Raw genomic sequence first — 19,972 nt, forward strand, 5'->3', positions numbered from 1 at the left:
ATGACCCCCCTGCAGCTCAGCCAGCCGACCCAGGTGATCGCCGGTGTCGTCCTGCTGACCGTCGTGACCATCGAATTCGGCGGGTGGTTCCTCACCCGGATCGTCCGCGGCGCGGTGCCGATGACGCCCTTCCAGCAGACGTTCGCCCGCGCCGGGCACGCGCACGCGGGGGTGCTGGTCACCCTCGGGCTGGTGTGCCTCCTCTTCGTCGACGCCACCGGCCTTGACGGCGTCGCCCTGTGGACCGCCCGGCTCGGTGTGCCGGCCGCCGCCGCGCTGATGTCGGCCGGATTCTTCCTGTCGTCCCTCGGACGGGACGCGACCCGGCCGAACCGGCTGATCATCCTGCTCTGGCTCGGCGCGCTCTGCCTGGCGGCGGGCGTGCTGACCCTCGGCATCGGCCTGCTGACGACCTGACCGGGGCGCCCGGTCCACGGGATGTGCATGAGACCGGATTCCGGGGGTAAGCGAGAGCGGGAGAGTGCGCTACGGGGCCCGCGCGGGACGGCGGCGGACAGGTCATCCGTCACGTCCCGCGCGGGCCTCGCTCACTTATCGTGGACGGTGACCACGTATCCGTCGGGGTCGCTGAAGGAGAACGTCCGGCCGAACGGCCCGTCGACCGGCTCGGACAGGATCGGCACCCCCGCCGCGGCGAGCTCGTCGTGGAGCCGCTGGGCGTCGTCGGCCTTGAACCACAGCGCCACCCCGAGGCCCGGACGCGGGGCCGCCTCGAGGTCGACGCCGGGCAGCGGCTCGCGCACCGCGAACGGGATGGGCGCGGTGGCGAACACCACGGCGTGCGGCGGCCCCGCCGGGTCCCGTCGCAGCCCGAGGCGCTTCTCGTAGAACGCGGCCGCCGCCTCCAGGTCGCGCACCTGCAACGCCACGAAATCCAGTCCGGTGACGGTCACGACTACCTCCAATGTCAGAACTTTGACATTGGAGACCATATGTCAGAATGCTGACATGAGGCAAGAGAGCAACGGCGCCGCCCTCGGCCGCCTGGTGGGCTACCAGTTGAAGAGGGTCCAGGCGGCCCTGCGCTCGGCCATGGACGCCGCGCTGCGCCGCCACGACCTGACCACTCCGCAGTACGCCTGCCTGGAACTGCTCGACCAGCGACCGGGGCTGTCCAACGCCGAGCTGGCCAGGGGCGCCTTCGTGACCCGGCAGTCGATGAACGTGTTGCTCCGCAACCTGGAGGACGCCGGGCTGGTCGAGCGGCCGGCGTCCGCGCCGCAGGGCAGAGCCCTGCCCACCACCCTGACGCCGGAGGGCAGGGCCCGGCTCGCCGCCGCGCGCGGCGACGCGCTCGAGATCGAACAGCGGATGACCGCCCACCTGGACGCGGAGCAGGCCGACCTGCTGCTTGGCCACCTGGAGCGGATGACGGACGCCCTGGAGGACCGCCCTTCCCCGGTCCGCCGGCAGCGGTAGCGGAGCCGCCACCCCGCCGGGCTGGGAAGACATGCCCCCGCCCACCCTCGGGATTTGCCGGCTCTGACGTCAGAGTAGGGTGATGCAGGTCACGTGGTTCTCCCGGCCGACGCGCAGCCGTCCCGCGACGTCCCCGCGCCCCGCGTCGTGACCGCCGGGAGGCCAGGGAACCGGGCGGCCCCGCCGCCCGCGGGGGCCGGCCCGCGCGGGAGCCTCCTCCGCGGTGGGTCCGGCCACACGAGAGACCGCACGTGGAGAGGAGGACGATGTCCGTCTACCGCGTCAGGATGTACAGCGGCTTTCAGCGCACCCTCACCGCCGACCGCGTCGTCGTCAACGGCGACAACGTCTGTTTCGAGCGGAGCAGGAACGGATCCTGGGTGGCGGCGCTCCAACTGCCGACGCAACTGGTCACCCGGGTCCGCCGGCGGTGCGTCCAGCCGGACGGCACGGTGATGTGGAACGTCGAGGAGCCGGAGCCCAGCACCTACTGATCGCGCGCGCTCGCTCCCGCCGGGCGTCGGGGGTTTATTGCTCTATAAGGCGGTCGCGGAACGCGTCGACAAACTGCGCGAGCAGCTCGCGATGGCCAGGGAGTTCGCCGAGCAGCTCCGGCGTCAGCGGTTGAACGTCCCGAAAACCACCTCCGCCCGCTGATCCGTCTCCCTCGCGCCTGTCTAAGTCCGTCCCAAGTGCCGCCTAAGCCCTGCCGCCTAAGTTCACCGGCGTAAGGAATTCCGCTGCGAAGGAGCATGGGATGTCCCTGTCGCCCGCGTCCGGCACGGCCAGGCGCACGAACTGGCCCGCCGAGATCCTGCCGGTGCTCGAAAACGCGCTGACGTGCGAGTACGCCTCGCTCACCCGGACCGGCGCGCCGATCACCTGGCCGGTGGGGCAGGCCAACACCGATCTCTATCTGCGGCGGACGCTGGCGAAGTATCCGCAGGCGATCGCCCGGCAGCCGTGGTTCCTCGTGCGACGCCAGGCCTGGTACTGGGCGCGCATATGGATCGAGGTCACTCCGCTGCGCGTGCTGTGGTGGCCGCACGGGCGGCTCGACGCGCCTCCTCAGCGGTGGGAGGCGGCCCGGGAAGCGACCGCGCCGCCGTCGGATCCCGCCCCCACCGGAGCCGGCGCTCCGGGGTGGCTGGAGCCGCCCGCCGACTGGCGCCCGCGCGCCGACCACGCCGTCCGCCTCGGTGATCCCGTGCTGACCGTGATCGGCGAGGACGGCTGGCCCCTGCCGCTGCGTTCGCTGGGCGCGACCCGTGTGGACGACGGCTTCTTTGTGCGGACCGGCCCGCCCGGCGTCCTGGCGCGTGGACGGGCCTGCCTGACCTTCCACACCCATGGCGCCGACATGAGCGGCCAGGAGAACGTCGTGCTGGTCGGCGAGGCCACGCCCCTGCCCGACGGGGTCCACGTGCGGGTCGAGCGCGCCCTGGCCGACTTCAGCCTCAGCGGGAGCCGTCTCGGGCAGGTGCGGAAGATGATGCGGACCGCCCGCGCCCTGGCACCGCGTCTCGAACGGGAGGCCGCGCGACGCGGGCAGCCCGTTCCCGCGCTCCGGCGTCCTCGCTGATCACAGGCGCGCGAGCGCGTCACGGGCCGCCTTCTCCCAGTGGGGGGAGCCCACCTGCCGGGCCACCTCCACCGCACGGGCGTAGTGTCCCGCCGCGGCCTCGGACCCGCCGAGGAAGACGGCGAGGTCGCCGAGCGTGTGGGCCACCGGACCGAAGGTGACCGACGCGGTGCTCATCCCGGCCATCTCCCCCTCCACGGGGAGGAGCCGGCGGTAGCACTCTCCGGCCGCCTCGCGGTCCGCCAACGCGATCGCGGTCGTCGATCGCGCCGCCATCATGCCCACCCAGGAGAAGTCGCGGCGCGGGAGGGCCGCCGGCCATACGGCCCTGGCCTCCTCCAGGCGGCCGGCCGCCACGAGAGCGCGGGCGTACAGCTCTTCGACCTCCTGCGGGATCCGCTCCCACACCGGGGTGATCGCCTCCACGCACTCGTCGAAGCGTCCGGCCGCGAGACGGACCGCGAAACAGCCCACAGCGCCCATGAGGGACGATATCGACGCCCCCGACTCCGCCATCCGCTTGCCCAGCGTCGTGTACGCCTCCTCGGCCTGCTCGAACTCTCCCCGCAAGAGCAGATGAAGGGCGTCGAGGAACGCGAGGATGCCGAGGGCGTGGCCGAGCTGGCCGCTCGTCGAGTGCTCCGCCGCCTGGTCGGCGTGGTGCCGGGCGCCGGCCCAGTCGTTTCGGCTCAGCGCGACCATGCAGAGCGCCGCGTGGCCGAGCGTCTGGTAGCCGAGCAGCCCGGCCGACGAGGAGACCCGCAGCAACTCGTGCCCCAGTCCTTCGAGCTCCTCGCGCCTGTCCGGGGCCTGGCAGGCCCAGTATCGGGCGTTCAGCGCCATGCACAGCAGGTGGGGGTCACCGATGTCGCGGGCGATGGCCACCGCCTCCGCGCTCGCCGTCTCCACCCGGGCGCCGTCGTGTCCCTCGACGGCGTGGCACAGCGTGACCAGCAGAAGGCAGCGCCGCTCGCCCGTCTCCCGGGGAATCGCGTCCTCGACGGCGTGCACCAGATCGCGATCGAGCCTCCGCTCCGGCTGGATGGTCCAGATGACGGGCGCGTCGAAGGCCACCGCCGCCCGGGCGACGGCCTTCGGATCGGCGGTTCTCCTGGCGACGGTCAGCGCCTTCGCCCGGGCGTCGAGCGCCCTTTCCACCTCGCCGGCGTGCGCCAGCGCGGACACCAGGCGGCACATCAGGTCGAGTCGCAGCGCCTCGGGCGGGTCAGGCGCGAGATCGAGCGCACTCAGCGCGCCGTCCAGGAAGGCCGCCGCGTCCCGGTGGGCGTACAGCGCGGACGCCTGGGCCGCCGCACGCGACGCGTACTCCGCCGCGGCCGGCGCGGTCGCGGTGGTCGCGGCGGCGAGGGCGTGATGCCCAAGCGCCCCGACGTCCCCGGGCCGCACGGTCTCCAGGGCCGTCACGACCTTGCGGTGCATCCGGGCGCGCCGTAGCCGGGGAATGTCCTCGTAGAGGGTCTCGCGGACCAGCACGTGGGCGAAGCGGACCCGGCCCGGCCGGGGTTCCTCCAGCAGCCCGGCCAGCACCCCCGCCTCCAGCCCGTCGAGCACGGTCTCCTCGTCGGCTCCCGGCATCGCGATGAGCACGTCGGCGTCGACCTCCCTGCCGAGCACCGCCGCGTTGCGCAACGTCACCTGGACCGCGCCGGGGAGGTGGGCCACCCGCCGCCGGATCAGGTCCCGCACCCCGGGCGGCAGCACGTTCACCGCGGAGGGGCCGTCGATCGCGAGCAGCCGCGCCGTCTCGCTCACGAACAACGGGTTGCCGCCGGTGCGCTCGCTGACCTTCCGCGCGGTCGCCCGATCCACCTCCATGCCGGACCGCTCGGTGAGCAGCCGGGCGACCTCGTCCGGTGCGAGACCGCTCAGCTCCAGGTTCTCCACGGTCTGGACGGCGAGGGCGGCAGCGGTCGCCATCAGGTCGGCGCTCGACTCCCCGGGCCGGTGCGTGAGCAGGACGAGGACGGGTGTCGCGGCCAGCCGTACGGCCAGGTGGCGCAGCAGCTGAAGGGTCTCCTCGTCGGCCCTGTGAACGTCCTCCAGCACGATCAGCAGCGGCCCCGGCACCCCGTCCACGTAGTCACCCACGGCCCTGGCCAGCCAGAACTGGCCGACCGGTGCGGCGTCGTCGGTCAGCAGCGGCGCCAGCCGCGCGGCGGTCTCCGGCGGGGGCGGCGTGGTCGCCGCGAGATCGCGCAGCACCTCGCTCCACGCCCACGCGGGCGGCACCCCGCCCGTCGTCTCCGGGCACCTGCCGACGACGGTCCGCCAGCCGCGCGACGACAGGTGCCCCACCAGGGCGTCGGCCAGGGTGCTCTTGCCCAGCCCGGCCTCCCCGCCGAGCCACGCGACCCGGAACCCGTCCCCGGCCTGCTCCGCGGCGGCGGTCAGGCGGGACAACTCCCTCGTACGGCCGACCATCCTGCCGGGGGTCGGCGGGCGCGGCCGGTCGGGCGGAACGACCGGCGGCGCCGGCGCGGGCTCCCGGATGATCAGGTCGAGGGAGGGGGCCTGGGCGAGGATGTCCGCCTCCAGGCTCCGCAGGGCGGGCCCGGGGTCCACGCCGAGCTCATCCGCCAGCAGGGCCCGGGTGCGGCGCAGGACCGCGAGGGCCTCCCCCTGACGGCCGGCCCGGTAATAGGAGAGCGCCAGCAACCGGACCGCGTTCTCCCGCAGCGGGTGGGCCGCGACATGCCGTTCCAGCTCGGGGACCAGTTCGGCGTGGCGGCCGAGCGCCAGGCCCGCCTCGGCGCGGTATTCGACCGCGACCGCCCGCAGCTCCAGCAGGTGGCCCACCTCGGGCACGGCCCACTCCTGGTCGGCGAACTCCGCGTACGCCTGGCCCGTCCACAGCGACAGCGCCTCGCTGATCGTGTCGAAGGCGCCGGCGGGTTCGCGCCGGGCGAGGAGGCCGGCCGCGGCGTCGACCAGCTTGGGGAAGAGCCAGGCGTCCACGTCCTCGGTGTCGAGTGCGAGGCGATATCCGGGCGGCGCGCTCACCAGCACGCGGGCGGCGGCCCGTGGCGCCCGCTCGGGCTCCAGGACACGGCGCAGGTTCGAGACGTACACCTGCAGGGCGCCGAGCGCCTTCGGCGGCGGCTGGCCCTTCCACAGGTCGTCGATGAACCGGTCGGTGGACACGATGTGCCCCTGTGCGCAGACCAGCCGGGCCATCACGGCCCGGTGGAGTGACGTGCCGAGCTCTACAGGACGGCCCGCCACCTCCGCGCCGATGTGACCCAACACCAGAACGCGCACCATAGCGGGAAAAGCATAGGTCTGTTTCCTTTTACGGTGACAGCTCGTCAGTGTGAGCGCTCGATTCCCGCAACGGCGGCCCGCCGTCCGCCCGGGCCTGCGGGTAATAGTTCGTTATGCGGATACCCGCCCTCGCCTTGGGGATAGCGTGCCTTCGTATGGCCTGCCTAATCTGCGATAAGTGACGCTCTTCCCGACCGTACGACGCGCCGCGCACGGAGCGTCGGGGTGCTTCGCGACGGGAGGTGCCCGCTGGTGACCAAGGAGCACGACACGATGAACTCGCAGACCATGGACCGGGCCGACGTCTCCGCGGCCGAGGTCGTCAGTTCCGTATATACGTGTCCGGTGCCGCACTCTCCTCAGGAGGTCAGCGGCGTGCGACGCCACGCGCTCGGTGTCCTGGCGGCCTGGGGAACGCCCGGGACCACCGCGCAGGAGGTCGTGCTGGTGATCTCCGAGATGGTGACCAACGCCGTACTCCACGCCCTGCCACCGGCCGAGCTCCGGCTCTTCGTCTACGCCGACGGCGATCGCCCGGTCATCCGGGTCGAGATCACCGACGGCGGAGCGGCGCCGGTGTGGCCGGGAACCGCCCCGTCCCCGGACGAGAGCGGACGCGGCGGCGTCGTCGTCGACGCCCTCGCCATCCGGCACGGCTCTCTGAACCGTCCCTCCGGCACCACCACGTGGTGGGCGGACCTGCCGGCCCGCTGAGCGGCCGTACGCCCGCGCTCAGCGGCGCAGGGTCTCCGACGGGGACTCCCCGAAACGCCGGCGGTAGGCGAGGGCGAACCGCCCCAGATGAACGAACCCCCAGCGGTAGGCGACGTCGGTGACCGTGGTGGCGCCCGGATCGTGGACCGTGAGTTCGGCCCGCACCCGCTCGAGGCGCACCTCCCTCAAGTAGCTCATGGGCGTCGTCTCCAGCTGACGCCGGAACCCCTCCTGAAGCGCCCGCGCGCCGACGCCCACCGCCTCGGCGATCTCCTCCACGGTGAGCGGTTCCGCCGCCCGCGCCTCGATCACGTCCACGGCCCGTTCCACCGCCGTCGGTGCGACGCGGGGCTGCCCGCCCGACAGCGCCTCGCTGTAGTTGCTGGGCTGGGCCAGCAGCAACTGCGTCATCAGCAGCCCCTCCAGCTGCCTGAGCGCGACCGGCTGCTCCAGCATGGCTCCGCCTGTCTCCGCCTCTCGCCTGAGCAGCTCGACGACCGAGAGCCACGATCGGGCGGGGGGCCGGGTCAGGTCCATGCCGAGGGAGAAGGTGAGCGGACTGCGGGGCGTGCGCCCCATGAGCTTGCCGAGGTGGGCTTCGAGCGCGGCGCGGTCGAAGCGGACGATCAGCGACTCGTGCCCGGGGGCCCATCGCATGGACATGGGCCGCGTCAGCGACAGTACGGAGGCGAGCTCGGGCGTCGACACGATCCGTTCACGGCCGTGGGACACCTCCGCCACGCCGGTCAGCGGGATCTCGACGAGCAGGTAGCTGTCCAGCGGCTGCGGCGTGATCAGCACCTCCGTGCCGTAGCCGAGCGAGTACAGCCCGACTCCGTCGAACGTCATCCCGTTCAAGTGGGCGTCGAACCGGATCTCCGAATTCACCGGGCGCAGCCCGTGGTCGCCGAGGTCGTTTCCGACCCGCGTACGGGCCTCGTCGACGTCGTGTGTGTACAGCCGCAAATGCGCGGCGAGTGGTAGCGATTGTTCGGCCATTTCGCCTCCCCAAGCGGGCAGGCCCCCCGTTCCCGCAGGTGGCGGGCGCGACACAAGCCTACGCGCGCGGCCCGCTGCGGCGGGACACGGCCGCGGTGAGGACCGGCCGGATGGTCAGATCAGACGGCGGGAGACGATCCCGCTGCCGACGTCGTGGCCGCACCACAGGCGGAAACGCTCCCCGGGGCGCAGATACTCGACCGCGTCATCGTCGGTCGTCGCGATGGTCACCACGTGCAGCCAGTCTCCCGGGCTCAGCGGCTCCTCGTCGTCCGCGGTGATCGCGACCTGGAACGGCCGGCTGAACCGCATGCCCTCCTCCCCGGCGCAGGCGCAGATCACCAGCGACTGCGTGCGGAAGGGCAGTTCGTGCGGCAGACCGCCCTGGTCAGAGGGCAGGAGCGTGATGAGTGCCTTTGCCTGGACGGTCATCGAGACCACCAACTTTCACGCGACTATTGCATTATGCAACGTTCGCCGCGGCGGATTGCTTCCCCAAGCCTCACCGTCCAGTGTGCGCCGCGGGGGCGGTCGAGCCGCGCACCACGAGTTCCGTCGCGAGTTCGACGTGGTGGGACTCGACCTGTTCCCCGGCCGCCAGGCGCAACGCCGTACGCACCGCGACGGCGCCCATCTCCCGCAGCGGCTGCCGCACGGTCGTCAGGGGCGGCGAGGCCATCCGGGCGATCTGCGTGTCGTCGAAGCCCACGATGCTGAGGTCCTCGGGCACGCGCAGCCCCCGCGCCCTGGCCGCCTCCAGCACGCCGAGCGCGATGTCGTCGCAGCCCGCGAAGATCGCTGTGGGCGCCTCGGGCAGGCCGAGCAGGGCCGCTCCGCCCGCCATGCCGTCGTGGTAGTGGAAGTGCCCGGTCCGCACGTAACCGGGCAGGACGGGAGCCTCTACGGCCTCCATGGCGGCCCGGTAGCCGTGCAGCCGGGCCTGGTTGCAGGCCGCGGTGGCCGGGCCGCCGAGGTAGGCGACGCGCCGGTGGCCGAGCGCGAGCAGGTGCTCCGTCGCGGCCATGCCACCGGCGAAGTTCGTCGAGCCGACGCTGGTCACCCGGGCCCTCGGCAGATTCAGCGGGTCGATCACGACCAGGGGCAGCCGTGCCCGGGCCAGGGCGGTGAGCTGCCCGGCGGTCAGTTCGCCGGTGACGGCGACCAGCGCCCGCCGCCCGGCCGCGACCAGGTCGCGCGCCCACCCTCCCGTGCGGTCGGCGTCGCGCCGGATGCTCACCACCACGGCCACGTCGCGATCGGCGCCGGCCTGCACCGCGCCCTGGACGATCTCCGTGGAGTACGCGTTGAGGTCGGCGTCGAACTCCACCTCGATCGTGTCGGGCGTCGCCTCACCCCGGCGCTGCGGCGGCGCGACGTAGTCGTGCTGCTCCAGCAGCGACAGCACCAGGGAACGGGTCTCCGGCGCGACGTCGCTGCGGCCGTTGAGCACCTTCGACACGGTCGCGACCGATACCCCCGCCGAGGCCGCGACCGTGGCGAGAGTGGCCCGCCTACGACTGGGCGGCATCTGTTCCTCCCTGATCGGGGCCCGCCGCCGGTCGCACCTCCACGGGAGTGACCAGCCGCCGGTCGTGGCCGACGTGGCGCAGCGGGCCGGTCAGCCGTACACGGCCCCGGCACGGCAGGTCCGACGCGGAGGTGCCGACGAAGACGTCGATGTCTCCGGGCTCGACGATGCGCCGCAGGTCGCGGCCGGTGAAAGCGGTCCTGTCCGCGTGCACGGTGAAGGTCGCCCGCGCGCTCTCGCCGGGCTCCAGCCGCACCCGGGCGAACCCGGCGAGCTGCCGCACCGGCCTGGTCACCTGCGCCAGCACGTCGTGCAGGTAGAGCTGGACGACCTCCTCGCCCGCCCGGCCGCCGGCGTTGCGCACGCGCACCGACACGGTGAACTCCCCGTCGGTGGAGACCTCGGAGTCGCCGATCTCCAGGTCGCCGACCTCGAAGGCGGTGTAGGACGCGCCGTAGCCGAACGGGAACAGCGGTGTCGGGTCGAGGTTGCTGATCCCGTGGCTGTCGGAGCCCAGCGGCGGCTGCAGGTAGGTGCCCGGCTGCCCGCCCGGGGTCCGCGGGATCTGCACCGGCAGCTTCCCGCTGGGCTGCACCCGGCCGGACAGGACGCCCGCGATGGCCGCCCCGCCCTCCTCGCCCGGCATGAACGCCTGGACGAGCGCGGCGGCCCCCTCGCGCACCCGCCCCAGCGCGTACGGCCGGCCCGACACCACGACCACCACGACCGGCGTGCCGGTGGCGGCCAGCTCGACCAGCAGGTCCTCCTGCGTCCCCGGCAGCCGCAGGTCCTCGGCGTCGCAGCCCTCGCCCGAGGTGCCCTGCCCGAACAGCCCGGCGAGGTCGCCGACGACGGCCACGCACAGGTCGGACTCGCGGGCGGCCGCGAGCGCGGCGGCGAAGCCGGACCGATCCTCGTCCCGCCAGTCGCAGCCCCGCTCGTGGACGATCTCGGCGTCCGGCAGCTCGGCCCGCAGCGCGTCGAGCAGGCTGGGCGCCTCCACGCCGAGCCCGAGCTTCGGGTGGCGGGGCAGCACGTGGTTGGGGAAGGCGTAGCAGCCCATGAACGTGCGCGGGTCGTCGGCGCAGGGCCCGACCACGGCCACCCGGCGCGGCCCCGGGCGCCCCTCCCCGAGCAGCGGCAGCGCGTCGCCCGCGTCGAGCAGCACGATCGACCGCTCGGCCAGCTCCCGGGCCAGCGCCCGGTTGTCCGGCGAGTCGAGGTCCACGGCGTCCGCGCCGGCCACCGACCCCTCCGGCGTCCAGTCCGGGTCGAGCAGCCCGAGCTGCACCTTCTGGGTGAGCAGACGGCGCGCGGCCCGGTCCACCAGTTCCTCGGGCAGCTCGCCCCGCCGCACCCGCTCGACCAGGTGCCGGCCGAAGCCGAGCGTGTCGGGCAGCTCGACGTCGATGCCCGCGGTCAGCGCGAGGACCCCGGCCTCTTCGTGGTCCGCGGCGACCTGGTGCATCTTCGCGAGGAACGCGATCGCCCAGTAGTCCGACACGACCGTGCCGGTGAACCCCCACTCGTCGCGCAGCACCTCGGTCAGCAGCCAGGGGTCGGCGGCGGCGGGCACGCCGTCCACGTCCGAGTAGGAGTTCATGACCGAGCGCGCACCGCCCTCGGCGATGGCGGTCTCGAACGTCGGCAGGATCATGTCCATCAGCTCACGGCGGCCCATGGGGACCGGGCCGTGGTTGCGGGCCGCCCGTGAGGCGGAGTAGCCGGCGAAGTGCTTGAGCGTGGCGATGACCCCGGCCTTCTCCAGGCCGCGCACGTAGGCCGCGCCGAGCATCGCGACGAGGTACGGATCCTCTCCCAGGGTCTCCTCGACCCGGCCCCAGCGGTAGTCGCGCACCACGTCCAGCACCGGCGACAGGCCCTGGTGAGCGCCCACGGCCCGCATGTCCCCGCCGATGGCGGCGGCCATGCGCTCCACCAGCTCGGGGTCGAAGGTCGCGCCCCAGGCGATGGCCGCCGGGTAGACGGTCGCGCCGTAGGTGGTGAAACCGGTCAGGCACTCCTCATGGACCAGCGCCGGGATGCCGAGCCGGGAGTGCTTCACCACCTCGCGCTGCAGCCGCACCACCTCCGCCGCGCCCTCCACCGCCGTCACCGGAGCACTGCCGAACACCCGTGTCAGGTGGCCGAGCCCATGGCGTACGGCCTCCTCGATGGGCACCGTCCCCGAGGCGGCGAAGACGTCCTGCATGGGGGCCACGTTGTGCGCGTTGTCGGGCTCGACCTCCTCGGGCGCCTGCATGTCGTTGCCGATCCACCGGCTGCCGAGCTGGCCGACCTTCTCCTCAAGGGTCATCTCGGCGAGGAGGGCCTCGACCCGGTCGGCCACGGGAAGTGCCGGGTCCTGCCACGCCCGGAGCGTGCCGTCCGCCGCGTGCGTCCGATCTGGGGCCGTCATCTGCTCTCCTCAAAAAAGTTTCGAAACATTTCGGCGTCGCGGTCAGTTCTGTCGTCAATATTTCGGTCGACCATGATCACCAGGTGTGACGCCTGTTCGTCGGTACTTTACACACGCATCACGTTGAGCTGGAGAGCCCGTGAGAGCGCTCTTGACAGTCAGGTATCGCAAATCTAGATTGGCGTGCCACGCGGCTTGTGTCGAAATATTTCGAAACGAGCTGACTTCAAGAAGGAGTGGACAGTGGCACCGGGGTGCCGATCCACGTCGCCCCCGCCGCGTCCGAGTTACTTTTCAACGAGCCGCGGCCAGCCTCGGCGTTCGACGTACGGAGATCAGCGTGGAGTCCAGGACATCATCCCGCCGCACCTTCCTCACCCTCTCCATGGGCCTCCCCCTCGGTGCCGCGTTGGCGGCCTGCGGCACGTCCGGCCCCGCCCCGTCCGGCGGAGGCACGGGTGGCGGCGCCGCCGGGGGCAGCGGTGGCGGCGGGGGCAAGGCCACCTACTGGTTCCTCCAGGGCCCTCCCGGTGAGGCCCCCCGCACCGCGTCCGTCCAGCGGTTCAACAAGGCCAACCCCAGCGGCCAGATCGCGATCACCACGATCCAGAACGACGCGTACAAGACGAAGATCAAGACGGCGATCGGCGCGAACCAGGCGCCCACCATCATCTGGGGCTGGGGCGGCGGCGGTCTGCGCAGCTACGTGCAGGCCGGCCAGGTCGAGGACCTCACCTCGTGGTTCGGCGAGAACGCCGCCGTGAAGGACCGGCTGTTCCCCGGCGCCTTCGGCGCCGCGACGATCGACGGCAAGATCTACGCGATGCCGTGCGAGACCGTGCAGCCGATCGTCCTGTTCTACAATAAGAAGGTCTTCGAGAAGGTCGGGGCCCAGCCGCCGCAGTCGTACGGCGACATCCTTGACCTGGTGAAGAAGTTCAACGCGGCGGGAATCGCGCCGTTCTCCCTGGCCGGCCAGTCGCGCTGGACGAACATGATGTGGCTGGAGTTCCTCTTCGACCGCATCGGCGGCCCCGAGGTGTTCCAGGCCGTCTTCGACGGCGAGAAGGACGCCTGGAACAACCCCGCCTCCATCGAGGCCCTGACCAAGATGCAGGAGCTCATCAAGGCCAACGCGTTCATCAAGGGCTTCTCCTCGGTCACCGCCGACTCCAACGCCGACCAGGCGCTGCTGTACACCGGCAAGGCCGCGATGATGCTGCACGGCAGCTGGTCGTACGGCATCCAGCAGGCGCAGGGCGGCGACATCGTCCCCAGCGGCGGCCTCGGCTGGATGAACTTCCCGGGGGTCGACGGCGGCAAGGGCGACCCGACCAACACCGTCGGCAACCCCGGCCAGTACCTGTCGATCTCCTCCAAGGCGACGCCCGAGCAGAAGGAGATCGCCAAGAAGTTCTTCGCCACCGGCGTCCTCGACGACCAGGAGCAGAAGGACTGGGTCGGCACCGGTGGCGTGCCGATCGTCAAGGGCTCCGACAAGCTGTTCGCCGGCTCCAAGGACGCCGAGTTCCTGAACTTCATCTACGGCGTCGCCAGCAACGCCAAGGTGTTCGCCCAGTCGTGGGACCAGGCGCTCAGCCCGACCGCGGCCGAGAAGCTGCTGGACAACATCGCCAAGCTGTTCCAGCTGTCGATCACGCCGCAGCAGTTCGCCACGAACATGAACGCGGTCATCGGTAAGTGAGCATGTCGGCTATCAACGCAAGAAGGACGTCGTCCGCCGGCGCGCCCAAGGCGCGCGGCGGCGGCGTCCTGCCGTGGCTGGCCACGCCGGCGCTGGTGTTCTTCGCCGCCTTCGCGCTGATTCCGCTGATCGGGGTCCTGCTGCTCAGCTTCACGTCCTGGGACACGCTGGGCGAGATCAAGCTGACCGGGGTCGAGAGCTGGCGGGCCGTGCTCAGCGACCCCGGCCTGCCCCACGCGCTGTGGGTGACGTTCCTGATCACGGCGCTCTCCTGGGCGGTCCAGACACCGGCCAGCATCCTGATCGGCGTGTTCCTCGCGGGCCGTCAGCGCTACCGCGAACTGCTCGCGGTGCTGTACTTCATCCCGCTGCTGCTCAGCTCGGCGGCCATCGCGATCACCTTCAAGGCGCTGCTCGACCCGAACTTCGGGCTCGGCGCGGGGCTGCACATCGACCTGCTCAACCAGGACTGGCTCGGCGAGCCCGGTCTCGCCATGGGCGTCGTGATCTTCATCGTGTCCTGGCAGTTCATCCCCTTCCACGCGCTGCTCTACCAGGGCGGCGTACGGCAGATCCCGCGGTCGCTCTACGAGGCCGCGGAGCTGGACGGCGCGGGGCGGGTCCGCATGTTCTTCAACATCACGTTGCCGCAGCTCAAGTACACCGCCATCACGTCCTCCACGCTGATGGTCGTCGGCTCCCTGACCTTCTTCGACCTGATCTTCGTGCTGACCGAGGGCGGTCCCGGCGACGCCACCCGCGCGCTCGCCCTGGACATGTACAAGCGCGGTTTCCAGGCGAACCTCATGGGAGCGGCCTGTGTGATCGGTGTGATCCTCGTTCTCGTGGGTCTCGCCCTGGCGCTGCTGCTGCGCCGGCTGGGCGGCCGCAACCCCAACGCCAGCCAGCTGGAAGGGGCCTGACCGTGACCGCGACCCACACCTCGAGGGCAGCCCAGCGCACGGCGGCGCCAGGGGCGCACGGACGCCGCCGGCCGAAAACGACCTCCCAGCGCCCCAACTGGGTGGCCGGGCTGATGGGCTGGCTGTGGCTGGCCGTGGTGATCATTCCGATCTACTGGATCGTGATCACCAGCTTCAAGACGCAGTCCAACTACTACATCACCAACCCGCTGGTGCCGCCCAGTGATCCGACGCTGGACAACTACCGGCTGGTGCTCGACCTGGACTTCCCGCTGTACTTCCTGAACAGCCTCCTCGTCGCCATCGGCACGGTGATCCCGTCGGTCCTGTTCGCGTTCATGGCGGCGTACGCGATCGTCCGGAGCGGCGGCGCCAGCCGCTTCCTCCGCGGGGTGAACTCGCTGTTCCTCATGGGCCTGGCCATCCCGCTGCAGGCCACGGTCATCCCGGTCTACCTGCTGATCATCAAGCTGCACCTCTACGACTCGCTGACGGCGCTGATCCTGCCGTCGGTCGCCTTCGCGATCCCGCTGTCGGTGCTGGTGCTGGCGAACTTCATCAGGGACGTGCCCAAGGAACTGTTCGAGTCGATGCGGATGGACGGCGCGACCGAGTGGAAGACCCTCTGGGGCCTGACCTTCCCACTCACCCGGCCGGCCGTGGTGACGGTGTCGATCTACAACGCGCTGCAGGTCTGGAACGGGTTCCTGCTGCCGCTGATCCTCACCCAGAGCCCCGACAAGCGCACGCTGCCGCTGGCGCTGGCGGCGTTCCAGGGCGGACCGTACGGCGTGAACGTGCCCGCCGTGCTGGCCTCCGTCGTGCTGACCATCCTGCCGATGCTGATCCTCTACACGGTCGGCCGCCGTCAGCTGCTCAGCGGCCTGACCGCCGGTTTCGGCAAGTAGACGAAGAGTCTCACGCCCCGCCGTACAGACGGCCCAGGTCGACGAGTTCCACGTCGGGCCGTCTGTCGGCGAGGCGGACCAGCGCGGCGGAGAACCCCGAGCGCGCGAACAGGAGCAGCTTGGGCAGTGCACCGACCTTGCCGCTGGGCAGCAGCCCGCGCAGGTGTTCCAGGCGTTCCAGCTGAGGGACGTCGACAGGCGCCTCGGTGCTCTTGGCCTCGCCGATCGCGGTGATCCGGTCGGCGGCGAACGAGGCGGACTCCGTCACGACGACGTCGAGCTCATGCCCCCGGCGGTGCTCCCGGCACGGCAGTTCCGTCGGACGCACCGCGCTCGCGACCCCGCCGAGGGTGTCCGGTGAGGCGTGCTCGAAGCACCACTGCCGCGCGAGGTCCTCGAAGTGCGCGCCGTAGATCTGCGAGGCGACGGTGTCCGCGTTGGCCTTCCAGACACGCTCGGCACGCCCGGCGACCAACTCGGCCTCGTGGCGTTGGATGACGAGCTGGTGCAGGCGCACGACGGGCTCGGCGATGCGGTAGACGCTGCGCTTACCCCGCAGGGCGTCGTCGATGTGCTCGATCAGCCCGATGTCCTCGAGGCCGCCCAGCAGATGGGCGAGGGCACTACTGGGGCGGCCCAGCGCCGCCGCTATCTCCGAGCGCCGACGGTTGCCGGCGCTGATCGCGCTCAACGTGGCCGAGTACGAGGTCGGATCGGCGATCGAGGGCTCCTCCCGGAGCAGCAGGCCGCCTTCGCGGAACATCGCGGAGGCCGGATTCAGCAGGCGCCGCTGAACCCAGCGGTCGAACTCGGGGACTCCTGCGGGCCCCGATCCCCCGCTCATCTCCAGATAGGCAGGGGTTCCACCGAGCAGGGCGTGCAGCCGGAACGCCAGCTCCGGATCGTGATCGACCCCCCAGAACGCCGCGGCCTCACGGAACCTGAACGGGCGGACCACCAGCTCCATACCGGCACGGCCACGCAGGGGCGCACCCCCGGAGAGCAACTGCGCCATGGTCGTCAACGCGCTGCCACACAGGATCAGCCGGGTTTGGGTGTGTTGTTTCGCGTAGCTCAACGGGCTGAGCGCCTGCTGGAGGTAGGAGGGCAGTGCGGGCGTCACCGAGACGAGATAGGGAAACTCGTCGATGATCAGAGGGGTGGCCTGGTCCTCCCCGAGCCGGAGCAGCTCGTCGATGGCTTCACGCCACGTACGGAAGGCGACGGGCTGACGCAGGCCACGATGAGCGGCATAGGCCGCCCCGAGGTCGGCGAGGTTCTGCGTCTCGGTCTGCTGTGTCGCGCCGAACAGGAACCCGCCGGTCTGCTGGGCCAGCAGTTCGAGCATGAGGGTCTTGCCCTGACGGCGGCGGCCGTAGACCAGCCCGAGCGTCGCCCCGGACATGGGGGACGCGACGAAGTCGGCGAGGTTCTCCCACTCGGCGTCCCGGCCGAACAAGCGTTCCGGCTTCTCCAGCAACGGCTGCTCCTTCATGGTGTAACGATAGCCGCGCCTATCATAGTTGTAGCTATCATTCGTTCGCCCACCATGCCGCTTTTGGGTCTTGTACGGCCGTCTTTCCGGGGCTACGCTCGCCCAAAACTATTAAGAAACTTTCCTAAGGAAAGGAAGGCCACGCGACCGGCCGTCGTGTCACCCGACGCCTCCTCGCGGACGCCGATCGGCAACCCGGAAGGACGGCATTGATGAAGAAACGGCTGCTCAGCGCGTTTTTGCTCGCGTTGGGCCTCTGTCTTGCAGGGGTCGGGGCCGGCCCCGACCCCGCGTCGGCGGCGTCCAGTGCCGTGCTCGCGTACGCGGCTTGGGCGCCCAACACCTATTACGCCACGGGCACGCGGGTGACCTACAACGGCGCCGACTACGAGTGCATCCAGGCGCACACGTCGCTGACGGGCTGGGAGCCGCCCAACGTCCCCGCGCTGTGGAAGGCGCTCGGGAGCCAGGGCACCGGCACGCCGGGGCAGCCGGGCGCCCCCACGGTGACCGGCGGCACCGACACGTCGATCTCGCTGTCGTGGGCCGCCTCAAGCGGCACCGTGACCGGCTACCGCGTCTACGAGGGCACTACCCAGCGGGCCCAGGTCACCGGCACCACCGCGACGATCGGGTCGCTCGGCACCTGCACCACCCACACCTACACCGTCAGGGCGTACAACTCCGCGGGCGAGTCCGCGGCGAGCGCCGCCGTCACCGGCACGACCACCGGATGCTCCTCCGGTGGAGGGCTGCCCAAGCACATCCTCACCGGCTACTGGCACAACTTCGTCAACCCCGCCGTCGAGCTCAAGCTGTCGCAGGTGCCGCAGGACTACGACGTGGTCGCGATCGCGTTCGGAGAGGCGACCACCACGCCGGGGCAGGTGACGTTCGCCCTCGACCCCGGCCTGTCCACCGCCCTCGGCGGATACACCGAGGCCCAGTTCAAGGCCGACGTGCAGGCGCTCAGGCAGCGCGGTCAGAAGGTCATCCTCAGCGTCGGCGGCGAGGCGGGCCACGTGCAGGTGGCGAGTTCCGGAGCGGCCACGGCGTTCGCGAACTCGGTCTATTCGATCATGCAGACCTACGGGTTCGACGGCGTCGACATCGACCTGGAGAACGGCCTCAACGCCACCTACATGGCCCAGGCGCTGCGCGAGCTGCGGACGAAGGCGGGCTCCGGGCTGATCATCATGATGGCCCCGCAGACCATCGACATGCAGTCGACCGGCATGGAGTATTTCAAGCTCGCGCTGAGCGTCAAGGACATCCTCACCATCGTCAACATGCAGTACTACAACTCCGGGGCGATGCTCGGCTGCGACCAGAAGGTCTACAGCCAGGGGTCGGTGGACTTCATGACCGCGCTGGCCTGCATCCAGCTGGAGAACGGCCTGCGCCCCGACCAGGTCGCGCTCGGCTTGCCGGCCGGTCCCGGCGCGGCCGGCGGCGGCGTCGTCTCCCCCGGCACGGTCACCGGCGCGCTCAGCTGCCTGGCGCGGCGCACCAACTGCGGGTCGTTCGTCCCCTCGAGGACCTATCCCGACATCCGGGGCGCGATGACCTGGTCGATCAACTGGGACGCCGCGAACAACTGGAACTTCTCCAGGTCCGTCAAGCCCTTCCTCGCCACCCTGCCCTGAGCGACTGGACGCCCCGTACTCGGGGGTACGGGGCGTCCGGTCGAAGCGTCAGGCGTAGAGGAACCAGAAGTTGCCCCCGCCGGTTCCCCATTCGCAGCGGAAGGAGGTCCACCAACCCCACTGGATGCCGAGGTTGCCACCGTTGTAGCAGTCCGACTGGTAGTAGTAGGCGTACCGGATGCTGTCCGCGTGTGCCGGCGCCGTGGCGACGGACGCCAGGCCGGCGGCCAGGACGGCGGAGACGAGTAGAGCCCGTACCGTACGCATGCGATCCTCCCGGGATAGACGCCCACAAGGCGAGCGGCACCCGCACTATCGCATCGCTGATCATGGGCGGCCAGAGAGCGCCGGAGGGCACGGTCCCCACCTGCCCGGCCGCCGCGGCGGCGCTGAAAGATTCACGAACGCCTGGTCACAGGGCCACGGTGCGGAATCCGGCGTTGGCCATGGAGGAGTCGGGGGTGTTCGACGACCGCGCCGAGTTGCGGTAGCGGTTGCAGTAGGAGTCGTGGCACAGGAACGAACCGCCGCGCAGCACCCGGGCCCTGCCGCGCAGCGGACCACGCGGGTTGTCCGAGGGCGAATAGACGTAGTAGTCGGGCGCGTACCAGTCCGCGCACCACTCCCAGACGTTCCCCACCGTCTGCCACAGCCCGTACGCGTTGGGCGCGAACGTACGAACCGGAGCGGTCGTGAGATAACCGTCGTCCAGGGTGTTTTCGGTAGGGAAGACGCCCTGCCAGATGTTCACCCGCCACTCGTCCTGAGGCAGGTCGTCTCCCCAGGGATAGCGGGCGCCGTCGAGGCCGCCCCGGGAGGCGTACTCCCACTCGGCCTCTGCGGGCAGCCGGCGGCCCGCCCACGAGCAGTACGCCGTCGCGTCGTTCCAGCTCACGTGGACCACCGGGTGGTCGGGCTCGGCCTGCGACAGCCGCCCGGCGGGGTGCCGCCAGTCGGCGCCGCGCACGCCCACCCACCAGGGGGTGCCGGGCACGGGCCCCATCACGTCGTCGGGGTGGGCGCGCATCGCCAGGTGGAAGACGGCGGAGAAGCCGTACTCCTCCGCCTCGGTGCGGTAGCCGGTCGCCTCGGCGAAGGCGGCGAAGTCCGCGACGGTCACCGTCGTGGCGTCGATCGAGAACGGCGCCACGGTGACCGCGTGCACGGGCCCCTCACCGTCGCCGGGGTTGCCGTCGCCGGTGGCGTCGCCCATCCGGAACTCGCCGCCGGGCAGGCGCGCCTGCTCGATCCCGTGCCGGCCCCCCGCGGTGAAGCGAACCGGCTCACGGGGCTGTCCCGGCGTGGCGGGCGTGCAGCAGCTCCCCGACATG

The 19,972-nt window shown here is 71.3% G+C and carries 19 protein-coding genes; 10 read left to right on the top strand and 9 right to left on the bottom strand.

Going from position 1 to position 19,972, the window contains the following annotated elements; genetic code table 11:
- On the top strand, nt 1–417 hold the full coding sequence (locus tag QSK36_RS28040; protein WP_285784439.1) for a hypothetical protein: 417 nt from the start codon (nt 1–3) through the stop codon (nt 415–417).
- Nucleotides 418–548: 131 nt separating this feature from the next.
- Here QSK36_RS28040 and QSK36_RS28045 read toward each other — a convergent pair whose 3' ends face one another.
- Nucleotides 549–914 (bottom strand): VOC family protein, encoded by a 366-nt coding sequence (locus QSK36_RS28045; protein WP_285784440.1) that lies wholly within the window; start codon nt 912–914, stop codon nt 549–551.
- 55 nt (nt 915–969) lie between these two features.
- Here QSK36_RS28045 and QSK36_RS28050 point away from each other — a divergent pair, with 55 nt between their 5' ends.
- The 4 genes from QSK36_RS28050 to QSK36_RS28065 all read left to right on the top strand — a co-directional run bounded on the left by QSK36_RS28050 (nt 970) and on the right by QSK36_RS28065 (nt 3,022).
- On the top strand, nt 970–1,440 hold the full coding sequence (locus tag QSK36_RS28050; RefSeq protein WP_183538479.1) for a MarR family winged helix-turn-helix transcriptional regulator: 471 nt from the start codon (nt 970–972) through the stop codon (nt 1,438–1,440).
- A 266-nt stretch (nt 1,441–1,706) separates the two neighbouring features.
- The gene (locus tag QSK36_RS28055) at nt 1,707–1,934 is read left to right on the top strand and encodes a hypothetical protein (RefSeq protein ID WP_183538477.1); all 228 of its coding nucleotides are present in this window, start codon (nt 1,707–1,709) and stop codon (nt 1,932–1,934) included.
- Nucleotides 1,935–1,971: 37 nt separating this feature from the next.
- Nucleotides 1,972–2,097, top strand: a complete 126-nt coding sequence (locus QSK36_RS28060; protein WP_285784441.1) for a hypothetical protein — start codon at nt 1,972–1,974, stop codon at nt 2,095–2,097.
- A gap of 100 nt (nt 2,098–2,197) precedes the next feature.
- Entirely contained in the window at nt 2,198–3,022 is an 825-nt protein-coding gene (locus QSK36_RS28065; RefSeq protein ID WP_285784442.1) for a hypothetical protein, read from the top strand.
- Here QSK36_RS28065 and QSK36_RS28070 read toward each other — a convergent pair whose 3' ends face one another.
- Nucleotides 3,023–6,304 (bottom strand): ATP-binding protein, encoded by a 3,282-nt coding sequence (locus QSK36_RS28070; RefSeq protein WP_285784443.1) that lies wholly within the window; start codon nt 6,302–6,304, stop codon nt 3,023–3,025.
- Between the two features lie 252 nt (nt 6,305–6,556).
- Here QSK36_RS28070 and QSK36_RS28075 point away from each other — a divergent pair, with 252 nt between their 5' ends.
- Entirely contained in the window at nt 6,557–7,018 is a 462-nt protein-coding gene (locus tag QSK36_RS28075; protein ID WP_221263888.1) for an ATP-binding protein, read from the top strand.
- An 18-nt stretch (nt 7,019–7,036) separates the two neighbouring features.
- On the opposite strand, the gene QSK36_RS28080 is transcribed toward QSK36_RS28075, so the two are convergent.
- The 4 genes from QSK36_RS28080 to QSK36_RS28095 form a co-directional block, all read right to left on the bottom strand.
- On the bottom strand, nt 7,037–8,017 hold the full coding sequence (locus QSK36_RS28080; protein WP_183538472.1) for an AraC family transcriptional regulator: 981 nt from the start codon (nt 8,015–8,017) through the stop codon (nt 7,037–7,039).
- Nucleotides 8,018–8,131: 114 nt separating this feature from the next.
- Nucleotides 8,132–8,449 (bottom strand): hypothetical protein, encoded by a 318-nt coding sequence (locus QSK36_RS28085; RefSeq protein ID WP_182901660.1) that lies wholly within the window; start codon nt 8,447–8,449, stop codon nt 8,132–8,134.
- A gap of 70 nt (nt 8,450–8,519) precedes the next feature.
- Entirely contained in the window at nt 8,520–9,545 is a 1,026-nt protein-coding gene (locus QSK36_RS28090; protein WP_285784444.1) for a LacI family DNA-binding transcriptional regulator, read from the bottom strand.
- Complete coding sequence (locus QSK36_RS28095; RefSeq protein ID WP_285784445.1) at nt 9,529–11,964, bottom strand: beta-xylosidase/alpha-l-arabinosidase; 2,436 nt, start codon at nt 11,962–11,964, stop codon at nt 9,529–9,531. Before QSK36_RS28095 ends, QSK36_RS28090 begins: the two co-directional genes overlap by 17 nt.
- 340 nt (nt 11,965–12,304) lie before the next feature.
- On the opposite strand from QSK36_RS28095, the gene QSK36_RS28100 reads away from it, so the two are divergent.
- The 3 genes from QSK36_RS28100 to QSK36_RS28110 are packed head-to-tail and all read left to right on the top strand — an operon-like array spanning nt 12,305 to nt 15,500.
- Nucleotides 12,305–13,669 carry an extracellular solute-binding protein gene (locus tag QSK36_RS28100; protein ID WP_285784446.1) on the top strand — a complete coding sequence of 455 codons (1,365 nt, stop codon included), beginning with the start codon at nt 12,305–12,307 and terminating at the stop codon, nt 13,667–13,669.
- Between the two features lie 2 nt (nt 13,670–13,671).
- A complete protein-coding gene (locus tag QSK36_RS28105) occupies nt 13,672–14,592 on the top strand; it encodes a carbohydrate ABC transporter permease (RefSeq protein ID WP_183538717.1) in 921 nt (306 codons plus the stop codon).
- Nucleotides 14,593–14,594: 2 nt separating this feature from the next.
- Complete coding sequence (locus tag QSK36_RS28110; protein ID WP_406540469.1) at nt 14,595–15,500, top strand: carbohydrate ABC transporter permease; 906 nt, start codon at nt 14,595–14,597, stop codon at nt 15,498–15,500.
- Nucleotides 15,501–15,510: 10 nt separating this feature from the next.
- On the opposite strand, the gene QSK36_RS28115 is transcribed toward QSK36_RS28110, so the two are convergent.
- On the bottom strand, nt 15,511–16,995 hold the full coding sequence (locus QSK36_RS28115) for an AAA family ATPase (RefSeq protein ID WP_285784447.1): 1,485 nt from the start codon (nt 16,993–16,995) through the stop codon (nt 15,511–15,513).
- Nucleotides 16,996–17,207: 212 nt separating this feature from the next.
- Between QSK36_RS28115 and QSK36_RS28120 the strand changes: the two genes are divergently transcribed.
- The gene (locus QSK36_RS28120; RefSeq protein ID WP_285784448.1) at nt 17,208–18,641 is read left to right on the top strand and encodes a chitinase; all 1,434 of its coding nucleotides are present in this window, start codon (nt 17,208–17,210) and stop codon (nt 18,639–18,641) included.
- Nucleotides 18,642–18,689: 48 nt separating this feature from the next.
- Here the strand turns inward: QSK36_RS28120 and QSK36_RS28125 are convergent, their stop codons facing one another.
- Nucleotides 18,690–18,908 carry a hypothetical protein gene (locus QSK36_RS28125; RefSeq protein ID WP_183538464.1) on the bottom strand — a complete coding sequence of 73 codons (219 nt, stop codon included), beginning with the start codon at nt 18,906–18,908 and terminating at the stop codon, nt 18,690–18,692.
- Between the two features lie 145 nt (nt 18,909–19,053).
- Nucleotides 19,054–19,971 (bottom strand): formylglycine-generating enzyme family protein, encoded by a 918-nt coding sequence (locus QSK36_RS28130; protein ID WP_285784449.1) that lies wholly within the window; start codon nt 19,969–19,971, stop codon nt 19,054–19,056.
- Nucleotide 19,972: the final 1 nt, after the last annotated feature.

Source organism: Microbispora sp. NBRC 16548, from assembly GCF_030268985.1.
In the GTDB taxonomy this organism is placed as follows: Bacteria; Actinomycetota; Actinomycetes; order Streptosporangiales; family Streptosporangiaceae; genus Microbispora; species Microbispora catharanthi.